The following is a 14,996-nucleotide window of genomic DNA, read 5'->3' on the forward strand; positions in this document are numbered from 1 at the left end:
CTACCCCAGGCAAACCAAGGTCATCGCGGTCAGGTTGATCAGCATGTGGGGCACGCATGCCGCCACGTACGCTTTACGGAGTGATTGGCTGCTCCAGTAAACATAAGCGTACGAGTATGCAAAAAAGGAGCAGACGGTCCCAAAAAACCACGATACGGCAACCAGGCCATGTGCGGCTCCGAAAATCATTGCGGATATGCCGGCGATAAGAAATGGTCGATGGAAATATTTGGAAAGAACCTGGATAGTCAGTCCGACCAGAAGTGTCTCAAAGAGTGGCGCAAAAAAAATGGCACCAAAAAATTCGGAGAATGTCGCCGAACGAGATGGTGGATCAAGCATGACGATGCCCAACTGCAGGGCGATTGAATCAGCTGCGACCGATAGGCAAAAAGAAAGAACCAGCCCTGCCGCATAGCTCAGCAAGCAGGTCTGCCATAGGCCGCAGGTCCTGAACTCTGGGGTTATGGAAATGGACGACATGGTTACCTTTGAGTAAGTGACGTGCCGTATCGTCGCAGCAACCATGGTTTACGAGGGCGTCGGAAGCTATGCCGCGTATTTGATGAGTTCAGGCCCCGGTAACGGCGTCGATATGACGGTCGAAATGACTGCAATAACGGAGACAACTTGGGGGCCTGATCGCTCGCGCTGCGATTCCAAAATGCGCGCAGCACGCCCGAATTTTCGTTTATATCGTTGATGTAAACGTCAATGCGAAGCGGCCGTTGCAGAACATATGAGTAGAAAAATACTGTTCATGTAATAGCACACGAATCACCTTCCAACCAAGAAAGCCATTCCGGTCCCCATGCCGCTGGCCGGCTACGGCTCCTTCACCGCCGCCAGCGCCATGCGCTCAACCATCCCTGGCGCGATCAGCTTGAGGAAGCGTCCAAACTTGCCTTTGGCGGTCATCACCACTTCGCGCTGGCGCCGCTCCATCCCGTCGACGATCAGGCGGGCGCACTCCTCGACCGTCATCGCGCCCTCTTCCTTGAGCATGCTCTTGCCCAGCATGCCGCCGGCCGCGTTGTAGCCATGATGGCGGATCTGCGTCGACACCACGCCCGGATACGCAGTCGTCACACTCACCCCGGCGTCTTTCAATTCGGCGCGCAGGACTTCGAAGAAACCGGCCATGGCGAACTTGCTCGCCGCGTACGCGCTGCGTCCGGGCACCCCGACCAGCCCTGACAGCGACGACACCGCCACGATGCTGCCGCGCGCCGCCTTCAGGTGCGCCAGGGCCGCGTGCGTGCACCACACGCTGCCCCACAGGTTCACGCGCATCAGGTCCTCGTACCAGCCCAGGTCCTGCACATCCTCGAACAAGGCGTGCGCCGAGCGTCCCGCATTGTTGATCAAGGCATCGATGCGGCCGAAGCGCGCCACCGCCGCGTCGATGAGCGCGATGCACTCGGCCTGCACCGACACATCGGTCGGCACGCACAGCGTCTGCGCGCCGAGCGACTGGCACTGCCCGGCCACCGCATCGAGCATGGCGCCGTTGCGGGCCGCCAGCACCAGCGCCACCTTGGCACCTTCGCGCGCGGCCAGCTGGCGCGCCATTTCGGCCCCGATGCCGTCCGAACTACCGGTGATGACGATCACGCGCATGGCCGCTCCTTACTTCTGGGCTTTGACGATCTGCATGGCGCTGGCGATCAAGCCGCTCATCTCGCCCAGATTGGCCGGCACGATGATCGAATTGTTGGTCTTGGCCAGTTCCGAGAACGCATCCACGTACTGCTCCGCCACCTTGAGGTTGACCGCTTCCTGTCCGCCCGGCTCGCGGATGGCGGCGCCGATCTGGCGCAACGCTTCGGCGTTCGCTTCGGCCAGCGCCACGATGGCCTTGGCCTGGCCCTCGGCGCGGTTGATCGAGGCTTGCTTCTCGCCTTCGGAACGGGCAATCGCCGCTTCACGCTCGCCGGTGGCGATGTTGATCTGTTCCTGCTTGCGTCCTTCGGAAGCGGCGATCAGGGCGCGCTTTTCGCGTTCGGCGGTAATCTGGGCCTGCATCGAGTGCAGGATTTCCGCCGGCGGCGTCAAGTCCTTGATCTCGTAGCGCAAGACCTTCACGCCCCAGTTGGCGGCCGATTCATCGATGGCGTTGACGATGGTGATGTTGATGTGATCGCGCTCCTCGAAGGTTTTATCGAGCTCCATCTTGCCGATCACCGAACGCAGCGTGGTTTGCGCCAGCTGGGTGATGGCCGCCAGGTAGTTCGACGAGCCGTACGAGGCGCGCATCGGATCGGTGATCTGGAAGTACAGGATGCCGTCCACCTGCAGCTGCGTGTTATCGCGCGTGATGCAGACCTGCGGCGGCACGTCGAGCGGAATTTCCTTGAGAACGTGCTTGTACGCGATGCGGTCGATGAACGGCACCACGATGTTCAGGCCCGGGGCCAGGGTCGCATGGTATTTGCCGAGGCGTTCGACCACCCAGGCATGCTGCTGCGGCACCACGTTGATGGTCTTGAAGACGAACACCAGCGCCACGATGAAGAGGACGATTGTCATTATTCCGAAAACTTCCATAGCTTACCTCTTTCAGTTTGTTATTTATTTGTTGGCGACGATCAGGCGGCTGCCCTGCACTTCGACGATCCGGAAACTGCCCGCTTCGGCCAATGCACCGGGGCCAAGTTCCACATCCCACGGCGCGCCGCGGTACATGACGCGCGCCTTGCCTTCGCTCCAGGTGTCGACGTTGACGCTCTGGCCGATATCCATGTTCACGTTCGGATCGCGCGCGGTGTTCTGGCGGCCGGGCGCGCCGAAGCGGCTGCGGTGCAGCAGCCCGGTGGCGATCACGCCGACCACGGCGGCGGTCAGGATCTGGCCCGATGTGCCGTAGCCCATCAACGCCGCGATCGCGCCGCACGCCACCCCGATGGCGATCATCAGTATGTAAAACGTGCCCGTGAAAAGTTCAAAAATTACCAGTGCGCCAGCCAGCGCCAGCCACCACGTCCAGTCAGCCATGACACTCCTCCAGGTTATTAAAAGCAAAAACCCCCGTGGCCCGGGATGGACGACGAGGGTGAGAATTTGTTAGAAAGTTAGTATTTATAATGGTCTTGTTGGATTAACTTTAATGCGCTTAGTCTATCGACTTTTGGGGAAGAGTCAACTACTCAATGATGCGCGTTCCGCCAGCGCCGCCTTATCCGGCGTAGTAGCCCGGCTGGTCCAGATCGGCGAGCAGGCCGGGGCCTTGCGGCGTCCAGCCGAGCAGTTCACGCGTGCGCGCACCCGATACCGACATGTCCACGCCAGCCATGTTGGCGAACCAGCCGAAGTGATCGCGTTCCCGCGACACCACCGGCAGGCCAAGGTGCTTGCCGATCATGCCTGCAAGCACCTTGAAAGGTACTTGCTCGTCCGCGACCGCGTGATACACCGATGCGGTCACACCCTGCTCCAGTGCAAGGCGGTAGACCTGCGCGGCGTCCTGCCGATACACGCCGGACCAGCAGTTCTGGCCTTCGGCGAGGTAGGCCGAGACCCCGGTCTCCCGCGCCAGGCGCACCAGGATCGGCACGAAGCCGTCGTCCCCAATACCGTGCACCGACGGCGCCAGGCGAACCGTGGCCGCGCGCACGCCACGTTCGGCAACCGCACGCGCGGCGCTTTCCGATAGTCGCGGCGAGGCGGGATTGGGCAGATCGGTCTCGCTGGCTCCCCTGCCCATGCCATACAGCCCCGAGGTGACCAGCAAGGGACGGCTTGAACCTTCCAGGGCGCGCCCCATGGCCTCGATCACGCGCCGGTCCTGTTCGCAGTTGTCCAGGAATTTGGAAAAGTCATGGTTGAACGCGGTGTGGATCACGGCATCGGCTGCTGCGGCGGCCGCTTGCAGGACGTCGAGCTCGTCGAGCGTGGCGCGCAGGACCGTGGCGCCCGCTGCCGCCAGGGCAATCGCCTTTTCGCCGGAGCGGCTCAGCCCCGTGACCCGGTGTCCCTCGCCGATCAGTTCCTGAACTACCGCCGAGCCGAGCCATCCAGTGGCGCCGGTGACAAATACATGCATCTGATTTCTCCTGAATTGAAATTGGTAACAACGTTGGAAGCCGGGTCAGCCCAGCCGCATCGACAGTTCAACGTCGCCGGCAAACGGCACCGACAGGTAGCCGCTGCCGGGCGAACGCACGTAGGCCAGGTATTCCGGGCAATAGTCGGCGTTGTCGGCGACGATCAGCGCACCCGGCCGCAGGCGCGCCTCCACCAGGGCCAGGACGTCGGCGTACAGCGCCTTGGCGCCATCGAGCAGCAACAGGTCGACCGCCTCGGGCAAGTCGAAGGCCAGGGTGCGTAGCGCATCGCCCTCCCTGATTTCCACCAGGTCGCTCAGTTCACCTTCGATCAGATGGTCGCGCGCTTTCTCCGCCTTGGATGGCTCGAATTCGCTGGTGATCAGGCGCCCGCCACCGTTGTCGCGCAGCGCGGCAGCCAGGTGCAGGGTGGAAATACCAAACGAGGTGCCAAACTCGACGATGGAGCGGGCCTTCGTGCTGCGCGCAAGCAGGTACAGCAGGGTCCCGGTATCGCGCGCGACAGGCAGCCAGAGATCCTTCAAGCGGCTGTAGAACTCCTGGTAGTCGGTTTTGCTCAGCATGAATCGCTCGCGTTCCTCGCTGGACATGGCGGCGATGGCGGGGCTGGTGGCGGCAGCGGCCTGCCGGTACAGGCGGTCCAGCAAGGCCGGCAGCGGAGCGGTAGTCAGTGTGTTGGTCATGAAAATGTTCCATTTGAATGTGGGCGCATCCGGTGCCCGGTTAAAATGCGACTGATTCGTCGTGTTGTTATAATATGAGGAATTGATCGCATTTTCTATTCGCATTTTTTTCACGCTGCCAAGGTGCCATGAACAAACGTCAAATTCCGCAAATCTCCTCGCGCAAGGCGCCCAAGCAAGCCCGCTCGACCGAACTCGTCTCGGCCATCCTGGAAGCGGCTATTCAGGTTTTGGCCCAGGAAGGCGCCCAGCGCTTCACGACAGCGCGCGTAGCCGAGCGGGCCGGGGTCAGTATTGGATCGGTCTATCAATATTTCCCGAACAAGGCGGCGATCCTGTTCCGGCTGCAAAGCGACGAATGGCAGCAGACCACGGACATGCTGCGCCGCATCCTGGAGCAGATGCAGATCCCGGCGCTCGACCGCCTGCGCGCACTGGTGCATGCCTTCATCCGGTCGGAGTGCGAGGAAGCCGGCATGCGCGTCGCGCTCAGCGATGCGGCACCGCTTTACCGGGATGCGCCCGAAGCGCAAGCAGCGAGCGCTGCGGGAGACAGGATTTTCCAGGAGTTCATGCGCGAGGTGCTGCCACATGCCCCGGAGGCAAGCCGCGCCTTGGCCTGCGACTTGATCACCGCGACGCTCAGCACCGTGGGGAAGGATTTTTCGGAAAGCCCCCGCACGCCGCCGGAAATCGCCGCGTACGCCGATGCCATGGCCGATATGTTCCGCGCCTACCTGGAACGGCTGGCCCGCCCCTGAGAGCGCTCCGCGTTCGTTTCGGCCGCTGAAAAACAAAAACCGCCGTGTCCGCGCATGGCGGAAACGACGGTTCGGGGGGCACGCCCGGCGCTGTCACGCCGGACGGTCATGCATTACAGTGAAGCCAGTTTTTGCCAGGTATCGATCACCGAATCAGGATTGAGCGACATCGACTCGATGCCCTCGCCCATCAGCCACGCCGCGAAATCCGGGTGGTCCGATGGCCCCTGACCGCAGATGCCGATGTACTTGCCCTGCTCGCGGCAAGCCTTGATCGCCATCGACAGCAGCGCTTTGACGGCCGGATCGCGCTCGTCGAAATCGGCTGCCAGCAGCGCCATGCCCGAATCGCGGTCCAGGCCCAGGGTCAGCTGGGTCAGATCGTTCGAACCAATCGAGAAACCATCGAAGAACTGCAGGAACTCGTTGGCCAGGATCGCATTCGACGGCACTTCGCACATCATGATCAGGCGCAGGCCATTTTCGCCGCGCTTGAGGCCATTCTTGGCCAGCAGGTTGACGACTTTCTCAGCCTGGCCGAGCGTACGCACGAACGGCACCATGATCTCGACGTTGGTCAGGCCCATGTCGTTGCGCACGCGCTTCATGGCGGCGCATTCCATCTCGAACGACTCGGCAAAGTCCGGCGACAGGTACCGCGCGGCGCCACGGAAGCCCAGCATCGGGTTTTCTTCATCCGGCTCGTAGCGCGAACCGCCGATCAGTTTTTTGTACTCGTTCGACTTGAAGTCGGACAGGCGCACGATCACCGGCTTTGGCCAGAACGCCGCGGCGATGGTGGCGATGCCTTCGGCCAGCTTGTCGACGTAGAAGGCCTTCGGCGAGGCATGCCCGCGCGCGACCGATTCCACCGCTTTTTTCAGGTCCGCATCGATGTTCGGATACTCGAGAATCGCTTTCGGGTGCACACCAATATTGTTATTGATGATGAACTCAAGACGCGCCAGACCAACGCCACCGTTCGGGATCGACTGGAAGTCGAAGGCCAGCTGCGGGTTCCCGACGTTCATCATGATCTTGGTGGCGATCGGGGGCAGTTCGCCGCGCGCCACTTCCGATACTTCCGTTTCCAGCAAGCCGTCGTAGATCATGCCCTCGTCGCCTTCGGCGCAGGACACGGTGACCAGCATGCCGTCCTTGAGCGTCTCGGTGGCGTCGCCGCAGCCAACAACGGCCGGCACACCCAGTTCGCGCGCGATGATCGCGGCGTGGCAGGTACGGCCACCACGGTTGGTGACAATCGCCGAGGCACGCTTCATGACCGGTTCCCAGTTAGGGTCGGTCATGTCGGCCACCAGCACGTCGCCCGGCTGCACGCGTTCCATTTCGGACGGATCGTGAATCACGCGCACGCGGCCCGCGCCGATCTTCTGGCCGATGGCGCGGCCCTGCGCCAGCACCGTGCCGCTGCCTTTGAGCTTGAAGCGCTGCTGCGCGTCGGTCGGTTTTTGCTGCGACTTGACGGTCTCCGGACGCGCCTGCAGGATGTACAGCTTGCCGTCGCGGCCATCCTTGCCCCACTCGATGTCCATCGGACGGCCGTAGTGGTTTTCGATGATGACGGCGTACTTGGCCAGTTCCACCACTTCGGCGTCGTTGAGCGAATAGCGGTTGCGCATTTCGATCGGCACGTCGACGGTCTTGACCGAACGGCCGGCCTTGGCCTCGTTGGTGAATTCCATCTTCAGCAGCTTGGAACCGATATTGCGGCGGATGACAGGCGACTTGCCCTGTTCCAGCATCGGTTTATGCACATAGAATTCGTCGGGATTGACCGCGCCCTGCACCACCGTCTCGCCCAGGCCATAGCTGGAGGTGACGAATACCACGTCCTTGAAGCCGGACTCGGTATCGATGGTAAACATCACGCCGGCGGCGCCCAGATCCGAGCGCACCATGCGCTGCACGCCGGCCGACAAGGCCACTTCGGCGTGGGTAAAGCCCTTGTGCACGCGGTACGAAATGGCGCGGTCGTTGTACAGCGACGCGAACACGTGCTTCATGGCTTCCAGCACGTTGTCGATGCCGACCACGTTCAGGAAGCTCTCCTGCTGGCCCGCGAAGGACGCATCCGGCAAGTCTTCCGCGGTGGCGGAGGAACGCACGGCGAACGACATTTCGACTTCGGAATCGGCCACCAGGCGTGCATAGAAGGTGCGGATTTCTTCTTCCAGGCGGGCCTGGAATGGCGTTTCGACGATCCATTTGCGGATTTCGGCGCCGGCCACGGCGAGCGAGCGCACGTCGTCGATGTTCAGGCCTTCAAGGCGGGTCGCAATGCGGTCGCCCAGCGACGGGCCGCCGTCGATGCCATGCGCGAGGAAATCGCGGAAAGCGTCGGCCGTGGTGGCAAAGCCGCCAGGCACGCGTACGCCTGCGCCAGCCAACTGGCTGATCATTTCGCCCAGGGAGGCATTTTTGCCGCCGACCGATTCCACATCGGTCATGCGCAATGTCTCGAACGATGCGACGTACACCCCGGTGCGATCCGGTTCCTTCAATGCTGCGGTAGACAAGCTGGTCATAACAAACACCCTTACTGATAGTAGAAATCTGTACGCAGAGCGGGACTGACTATGTTTTCTTGTTATTCTTTGGGTCGTGCCGCACAATTGATGCGTTGCAGAGCATTTTACAGCCTGCGCCGCGAATTTACAGCGCACAACTTGAAACAATGGCAGCACAGGAAGCCGACACGACAAATATGACCACAGAACCACGCCCACCCCTGCCCACCTCGGCCCGTACGGTCTTTTTCGTTTCCGACGGCACAGGCATTACCGCAGAGACATTCGGCCATGCCGTCCTCACCCAGTTCGAGATGCGTTTTCGCCAGGTACGCCTGCCTTTCATCGACACCCTCGACAAGGCCTACGACGCGGCGCGCAAGATCAACGAAGCGCTCACCACCGACGGCCAGCGTCCGATCGTGTTCTCGACCCTGGTCAAGCCCGACCTGTCAAACGTGATCCGGCAGTCGCGCGGCATGCACATGGACTTGATCCAGACCTTTGTTGCTCCACTGGAACAAGAATTGGGCGTCAAGTCGACCCATACGATCGGCCGCTCACACAATATTGTCGACAGCCAGGAGTACAAGAACCGCATCGAGGCGATTAACTTCTCGCTGGCGCATGACGATGGCCAGTCGCACAAGAACCTGGCCTCGGCCGATGTGATCCTGGTAGGCGTATCGCGCTCGGGCAAGACCCCGACCAGCCTGTATCTGGCGATGCAGTACGGCATCAAAGCGGCCAACTATCCACTCATTCCCGACGATTTCGAGCGCGGCCGCCTGCCATCCAACCTGCCGCCGTTCCGCGAGAAGATTTTTGGCCTGTCCATCACGCCGGAACGCCTGTCGGAAATCCGCCATGAACGGCGCGCCGGCAGCAAGTACGCCTCCATCGAAAATTGCCGCTACGAAGTCAATGAGGCCGAGCTGATGATGAAGCGCGAAGGCATCCGCTGGCTGTCGTCGACCACCAAGTCCATCGAAGAAATTGCCACCACTATTTTGCAGGAAATCAAACCGGATCGGCGCGAGTATTAATTCATGAGTGAAGCTGAGAACAAGAAGACCGACCTGCTGGCCAAAAACCCTGACGGGGCGGCAAGCGGCGCGGCACCGGAAAAACTCTCGGAGTTCCTTGACGGCAATCTCAGCGCGCACGACAAGCTGGAACGCGCGCGCATGGAGCTGCTCGACCTGTCGGCGCGCAACCGGCTGCTGAACATTCCGCGCTCGGCCAAGGCGACCCGCATCATCGACGTGACCGACGAGCGCTCCAGCGACATCTTCCGCATGCTGGTGACGGAAAACCGCTCGCTCACCTTCCTGCCCGGACGCAGCGCGGCCTACCCGGGTGGCGCGGCCGAGTTGGACCAGGATGCCGACGTGCTCGACGAACTGGCCCAGCCCGACGACGCCGTCGACGAGCGCGGCGTCATGCTGCGCCATAACGACACCAAGCTGCAAACGAAGCTCACCTCGAAAGGCCTGCAAAAGCGCCTGCTCGACCTGTGCAACGACGCCCGCACCCTGGAAGAAGAACAGGGCGTCAACATCCTGTTCCTCACGCTCGGCACCCTGAAATGGATCGACCCGGCCAACGCCAGGAATATCCGCTATGCGCCGCTGATTTTGATACCGGTCAGTCTCCAGCGCGGCAATGCGGCCGAACAGTTCAAGCTGCGCTGGCGCCAGGAAGAACTGTCGGCGAATCTCTCGCTCGAAGCCTTCCTGAGCCGCGTGCACGGCATCACCCTGCCGCCGTTCGAGGCGGGCGACGACTTCGATCCGGCCGCCTACATCGCCGAGGTCACGCGCGCCGTCGCATGCAAGCAGGACTGGCGTGTCCTCGCCGACGACGTCGTGCTGGGCTTTTTCTCGTTCGCCAAATTCCTGATGTACCGCGATCTCGATCCGGCCGTGTGGCCGGTGCAGGAAGGCTTGCTCGGCCAGCCGCTGATGCGCGGCCTGCTGTCGGACGGCTTTACCAGCAACGCCTTGACGATCCCCGACGGCACGCCGATTGATTCCGTGATCCCGCCATCGGACCTGCTGCACATCGTCGACTGCGACAGTTCGCAGGCGCTGGCCGTGCACGACGTGCGCAGCGGGCGCAATCTGGTGATCCAGGGCCCGCCCGGCACCGGCAAGTCGCAAACCATCGCCAACATCATCGCCTCGGCCGTCGCCGACGGCAAGAGCGTGCTGTTCGTGGCCGAAAAAATGGCCGCGCTGGACGTCGTCAAGCGCCGGCTGGATCACGCCGGTGTAGGCGACGCCTGCCTTGAACTGCACAGCAACAAGGCCAACAAACGCGTGCTGCTGGAAGAGCTGCGCCGCACCGCCGACCTGGGCGCGCCGCGCGGCGAACTGCCTGCCACCCTCAACGCGCGCCTGCAACTGGCGCGCGACACCCTCAACGGCCATGCGGACCGCATGCACGCGCCGCACCCGGTGGCGCGCCTGACGCCCTACCAGGTGATCGGCCACATCACCGAATTGCAGCGCCAGCGCGTGGTGCCGCTGCACGATGCGTTCGACCGGCCCGACACCTGGACACCGGACGATCGCGCGCAGCGCTACCAGCTGGCGAGCGAACTGGCGCAGCGCCTGGCCGACATGGGACTGCCCGCGCAGCACCCATGGCGCGGCGTACGCATGACGAATATCTCGCCGACCGAAATGGAGCGCCTCGGCCAGCGCATCGCGCATTCGAGCACCGGCTTGTCGGAGCTGGCGGCCAGCCAGACCGGCCTTGCCGCCTCGCTCGACATGGGCCCGCCCGACAGCTGCGACGATTTTGCCCGCATCGCCGCCATGGCCGAACGCGTGGCCAGCGCGCCGCGCCTGTCGCGCCAGGCCCTGTCGTCGCCGGTGTGGCGCACGCAGCGCGAAGAATTGGCCAATCTGGTGGAACAGGGTGCGCAGTACGCCCAGCTGCTCGCTTTTTTGGACGGCAAAGTCTCGCCCGCCGCCTGGACCATGGACCTGAAACCGGCGCGCATGGCGCTGCGTCCCCTGCCGGCCGGGATGAGCGACGAAGCGTTCGGCCGCATCGCGCGCCTGGCGGCCCAGCTGCCCGCGCTGCTGCAAGATACCGAACGCCTGCGCCAGCACCTTGGCGCATCGGCCCGTACCGGCACCCTGGCCGACATTGGCAAGGCCCTCATTCTCGGCCAGCGCATCGCCTGCGCGCCGGATGTCAGCGCCGAGGTGCTGGCTGCCAGCATCTGGGATCACGGCATCGAGCAGGCCGCCGACCTGGCCGAGGCGGTGGCGTCGCTCCAGGAAGCGCGTGGCTACCTGCAAAACAAGGTCCTCGACTCCGCGTGGGAGGCCGACCTGGCCGGCGTGCGCCAGGTGCTGGCCATCCACGGCACCAGCATGCTGCGCTTCCTGCGCGACGACTGGCGCCGCGCCAATGGCCTGGTCAAATCGGTGCTGCGCGTGCCGGACATCGAGCTGGCCAGCCAGATCGACATTCTGGACCGCCTGACCGCCGGCCAGCAGACCATGCGCTTCCTGCGCGAGAACGACCAGCTCGGGCGCGCCGCATTCGGCGCCGACTGGCGCGCCGAACGCTCGTCGCCGGTGCCGCTGCGCGCTCTGGTTGCATGGATGCGCACCCTGCGCGGCATGGGGCCGGAACCGCGCCTGATCGCCGCCGGCGTGAGCGACCGCCCTGCCCTGGCCGTGCGCGTGGACCACGTCCAGCGCTCGCTCGACAACACACTGACCTTGCTGCGCGATTGCTGGAACGACTGCGGCGCGGCGATCCGCGACATGTTCCCCGACATCCTGACGGTCGAACATGCCGACCTGTCGGCGGTGGGCACCTTTGTCGCCGCCATCGACGGCGCCCTGGGCACGGTGCGCAGCGCACTGGCATTCCGGCCGGCGCGCCTGTCGGACCTGCTGCCGGTACTGGACGCCTTGACCAGCGCGCAGCGCCTGGCGGCCAGCATCGACGGCGCGCGCGTACTGGGCGAACAAGCCTTTGGCGCGCACTGGCAAGGCGCGGCCTCGGACTGGCCGTTCCTGGTCGGCGCGGCGCAGTGGATCGCCGCCAATCCGGCCCTGCCGGCGATGGTGGCACGCCACGACGAGCGCGATCTGCCGTTGCGCCGCGCCCACGTGCTGGAACAGGCCTGCATCGCCTGGAAAAACGAACTGGCGGGCTTGTTCGAGACCCTGTGCGCCGACGCCGAATCGCTGTTCGGCGCCGACAGCATCGCGCAGGTACCGATTGCCGACATCCTGGTGCACTTCGGCCAATGGATCACGCACGCCGAACAATTATCGCGCTGGGTCACCTGGCGCGAGCGAAACGGCAAGGCGCGCCTGATGGGCATGGCCCGCTTCGTCGACGAAATGGAGAGCGGCCGCCTCGCGGCCAGCGCCGCGCCGGCCTGCTTCAACATGAGCTACTTCGAGGCGCTGTATGCGGCCCAGGTGCGCGCCGAGCCGGCCCTGGCCACGTTCGACGGCCAGGTGCACGACAGCGAAGTGCGCCAGTTCGTGGAACTGGACCTGCAACGCATCGCGGCGGCCAGCATCGAGGTGGCGCGCGCGCACTTCAAGCGCATTCCCCAAGGCGGCGGCGCCATCGGCCCGCTGGGCGTGCTGCGCGGCGAAATGGCGCGCCGGCGCGGCCACATGCCGATTCGCCAGCTGATGCTCAAGGCCGCGCCGGCGATCCAGGCGCTCAAGCCGGTGCTGATGATGAGCCCCTTGTCGGTGGCGCAGTTCCTGCCACCCGGCCAGCTCACGTTCGACCTGCTGGTGATGGACGAGGCCAGCCAGATCCAGCCGGTCGACGCCCTCGGCGCGATTGCGCGCTGCCGCCAGGTGGTGGTGGTGGGCGACGAACGCCAGCTGCCGCCGACCCGCTTCTTCGCCAAGATGACCAGCGACGCCGGCGACGAGGCGGATACCGACGGCGGCGAAGCGCAGGTGGCCGACATCGAAAGCATTTTGGGCCTGTTCACCGCGCGCGGCCTGCCGCAGCGCATGCTGCGCTGGCACTACCGCAGCCGCCACCAGTCGCTGATCGCGGTGTCGAACAGCCAGTTCTACGAGAACAAGCTGTTCATCGTACCGAGTCCTTACACCGAGGAAGCGGGCATGGGACTGCGCTTCACGCACGTGACGGATGGCGTTTTCGACTCGGGCAATACGGGCACCAATGTACCGGAAGCGAAGGCAGTGGCCGAGGCCATCATGCGCCATGCGCTGCAAACACCGCAGCATTCGCTGGGCGTGGCCACCTTCTCGGTGGTGCAGCGCAAGGCCATCGAAGACCAGCTGGAACTGCTGCGGCGCGCCAACCAGCAGGCCGAGGGCTTTTTCCAGTCGCATCCGAGCGAGCCGTTTTTTGTGAAGAACCTGGAAAACGTGCAGGGCGACGAGCGCGATGTGATCCTCATTTCGGTTGGGTACGGGCGTAACGCCAGCGGCCAGGTCAACATGCGTTTCGGGCCATTGAGCGCGGAAGGCGGCGAGCGACGCTTGAATGTGCTGATCAGCCGCGCCAAGCGCCGCTGCGAAGTGTTTTCATCGATCACCGACGAAGATATCGACCTCGAACGCGGCAAGGGCAAGGGCGTGCAGGCATTCAAGCTGTTCCTGCGCTATGCGCGCACCGGCCAGCTTGGTGTGGCCTTCCGGAGCGGACGCGATTACGACAGCATGTTCGAGGTCGATGTGGCGGCCGCCATCAAGGAACGCGGCTTCGAGGTGCATCCGCAGGTGGGCATTGCGGGTTTCTTCATCGATTTGGCCATTCCCGACCCGGACCGCCCGGGGCGCTACCTGCTGGGGATCGAATGCGACGGCGCGGCGTATCACTCGTCGAGTTCCGCGCGCGACCGCGACCGCTTGCGCCAGGCGGTGCTGGAAGATCACGGCTGGATCATCCACCGTATCTGGAGCACTGACTGGTTCCAGCGTCCGCAGGAGCAGCTTGCGCGCGTGATCGCCGCCATCCATGAGGCGCGCAAGACGCTCGACGCGCGCGCCGAGGAGAGTAAAAAGCTGCACCAGGCGCCGGCGCCGCAGATTGTACGCATCGAGCGCGAGATCGTGACGGAAGTGGCAATCGTTCCGGTGGAGGAAGCGCCGCAGCGGCGCAACCGCTATGTCGAAGCGAGCATGGTGCGCCCGGAAGGCGACTACGAACTGCATGAAGCGCCGCTGGAGGTGCTGGTCGACCTGGTCGAGCAGATCGTCTACATCGAGGGCCCGGTCCATCTCGACGAGATCGTGGTCCGGCTGCGCAAGGCCTGGGGCTTGCAGCGGGTCGGCTCGCGCATGGAAGCGGCGACCGAGAAAGCGGTCGATGCGGCCGTCGCCAGCGGCCTGGTGGCGCGCCTGAACGGCTTTGTGTGGAAGCCGGGCAGCCCGGTCACGGTGCGCGACCGCACGTTCGTGGAGTCGGAAGGCCTGCGCCGCGCGGACATGCTGCCGCCCAAGGAGATCGAGGTGGCCATCATCCAGGTGGTGGAACGCCACTTCGGCGCCAGCCAGGAAGAGATCGTACAGGCGGTGCTGAAAATGTTCGGTTTCAAACCGATCCAGGGACCGTTGCGGGAAGCGGTGCAGATGCGCCTGAACCTGATGGTGCGTGAAATGGTGCTGGTGGCGAGCGGGCCGGTGCTGGTGTTGGCCAATCATGCGGGCTAGTTTGCCATCATGGGGCTGGAACACCCCTTCGTTCGGCGGCGCGGCCACAGTTGTTGGCTGCGGCCGCCGGTGCTCCTTACTGCTGCTATGTGCGGCGCTTGAGCGTAGGCCGACCGGCCCGTGGCGATATCGGAGCATCACCAGGCGGATTGACGTTCACCGCACTCACCGTTGATGTCGTTCTGAGCTCGTATGGGACACGTATGTCCCGGCTCCGGAAGTCCTTTGTATTGCGCGTGATAATGGTCAGTTTCTTGATATCGGCAGTTGCCTG

Annotated in this window: 10 protein-coding genes; 3 read left to right on the forward strand and 7 right to left on the reverse strand. The window is 63.7% G+C overall.

The features are described 5' to 3' along the window. The 6 genes from PO883_RS10680 to PO883_RS10705 form a co-directional block, all read right to left on the reverse strand. The gene (locus PO883_RS10680) at positions 1–483 is read right to left on the reverse strand and encodes a type II CAAX prenyl endopeptidase Rce1 family protein (protein WP_289309737.1); all 483 of its coding nucleotides are present in this window, start codon (positions 481–483) and stop codon (positions 1–3) included. Between the two features lie 342 nt (positions 484–825). After that, positions 826–1,620 carry an SDR family oxidoreductase gene (locus tag PO883_RS10685; protein ID WP_167094275.1) on the reverse strand — a complete coding sequence of 265 codons (795 nt, stop codon included), beginning with the start codon at positions 1,618–1,620 and terminating at the stop codon, positions 826–828. 9 nt (positions 1,621–1,629) lie between these two features. Continuing rightward, positions 1,630–2,529: an SPFH domain-containing protein gene (locus PO883_RS10690; RefSeq protein ID WP_373890050.1), complete on the reverse strand. Its 900-nt coding sequence runs from the start codon at positions 2,527–2,529 to the stop codon at positions 1,630–1,632. A gap of 42 nt (positions 2,530–2,571) precedes the next feature. Continuing rightward, positions 2,572–2,994 (reverse strand): NfeD family protein, encoded by a 423-nt coding sequence (locus tag PO883_RS10695; RefSeq protein ID WP_289309739.1) that lies wholly within the window; start codon positions 2,992–2,994, stop codon positions 2,572–2,574. 181 nt (positions 2,995–3,175) lie between these two features. Further along, on the reverse strand, positions 3,176–4,042 hold the full coding sequence (locus PO883_RS10700; RefSeq protein WP_289309740.1) for an SDR family oxidoreductase: 867 nt from the start codon (positions 4,040–4,042) through the stop codon (positions 3,176–3,178). A 45-nt stretch (positions 4,043–4,087) separates the two neighbouring features. Next, a complete protein-coding gene (locus PO883_RS10705; RefSeq protein ID WP_289309741.1) occupies positions 4,088–4,747 on the reverse strand; it encodes an O-methyltransferase in 660 nt (219 codons plus the stop codon). A gap of 128 nt (positions 4,748–4,875) precedes the next feature. Here PO883_RS10705 and PO883_RS10710 point away from each other — a divergent pair, with 128 nt between their 5' ends. After that, complete coding sequence (locus tag PO883_RS10710; protein ID WP_289309742.1) at positions 4,876–5,508, forward strand: TetR family transcriptional regulator; 633 nt, start codon at positions 4,876–4,878, stop codon at positions 5,506–5,508. Positions 5,509–5,621: 113 nt separating this feature from the next. Here the strand turns inward: PO883_RS10710 and ppsA are convergent, their stop codons facing one another. Further along, positions 5,622–8,054: a phosphoenolpyruvate synthase gene (gene ppsA / locus PO883_RS10715; protein ID WP_289309743.1), complete on the reverse strand. Its 2,433-nt coding sequence runs from the start codon at positions 8,052–8,054 to the stop codon at positions 5,622–5,624. Positions 8,055–8,233: 179 nt separating this feature from the next. Between ppsA and PO883_RS10720 the strand changes: the two genes are divergently transcribed. Both PO883_RS10720 and PO883_RS10725 read left to right on the forward strand, forming a co-directional pair. After that, complete coding sequence (locus PO883_RS10720) at positions 8,234–9,082, forward strand: pyruvate, water dikinase regulatory protein (RefSeq protein ID WP_289309744.1); 849 nt, start codon at positions 8,234–8,236, stop codon at positions 9,080–9,082. Between the two features lie 3 nt (positions 9,083–9,085). Beyond that, positions 9,086–14,722 (forward strand): DUF3320 domain-containing protein, encoded by a 5,637-nt coding sequence (locus tag PO883_RS10725; protein ID WP_289309745.1) that lies wholly within the window; start codon positions 9,086–9,088, stop codon positions 14,720–14,722. Positions 14,723–14,996 lie beyond the last annotated feature (274 nt).

This window comes from Massilia sp. DJPM01 (genome assembly GCF_030348125.1).
GTDB classification, from domain to species: Bacteria; Pseudomonadota; Gammaproteobacteria; order Burkholderiales; family Burkholderiaceae_D; genus Telluria_A; species Telluria_A frigida.

What these genes read in the sequence shown, in the direction of transcription:
- PO883_RS10680 (WP_289309737.1), bottom strand. Translation starts at nt 483, where the DNA reads ATGTCGTCCATTTCCATAACCCCAGAGTTCAGGACCTGCGGCCTATGG.
- PO883_RS10685 (WP_167094275.1), bottom strand. Translation starts at nt 1,620, where the DNA reads ATGCGCGTGATCGTCATCACCGGTAGTTCGGACGGCATCGGGGCCGAA.
- PO883_RS10690 (WP_373890050.1), bottom strand. Translation starts at nt 2,529, where the DNA reads ATGACAATCGTCCTCTTCATCGTGGCGCTGGTGTTCGTCTTCAAGACC.
- PO883_RS10695 (WP_289309739.1), bottom strand. Translation starts at nt 2,994, where the DNA reads ATGGCTGACTGGACGTGGTGGCTGGCGCTGGCTGGCGCACTGGTAATT.
- PO883_RS10700 (WP_289309740.1), bottom strand. Translation starts at nt 4,042, where the DNA reads ATGCATGTATTTGTCACCGGCGCCACTGGATGGCTCGGCTCGGCGGTA.
- PO883_RS10705 (WP_289309741.1), bottom strand. Translation starts at nt 4,747, where the DNA reads ATGACCAACACACTGACTACCGCTCCGCTGCCGGCCTTGCTGGACCGC.
- PO883_RS10710 (WP_289309742.1), top strand. Translation starts at nt 4,876, where the DNA reads ATGAACAAACGTCAAATTCCGCAAATCTCCTCGCGCAAGGCGCCCAAG.
- ppsA (WP_289309743.1), bottom strand. Translation starts at nt 8,054, where the DNA reads ATGACCAGCTTGTCTACCGCAGCATTGAAGGAACCGGATCGCACCGGG.
- PO883_RS10720 (WP_289309744.1), top strand. Translation starts at nt 8,234, where the DNA reads ATGACCACAGAACCACGCCCACCCCTGCCCACCTCGGCCCGTACGGTC.
- PO883_RS10725 (WP_289309745.1), top strand. Translation starts at nt 9,086, where the DNA reads ATGAGTGAAGCTGAGAACAAGAAGACCGACCTGCTGGCCAAAAACCCT.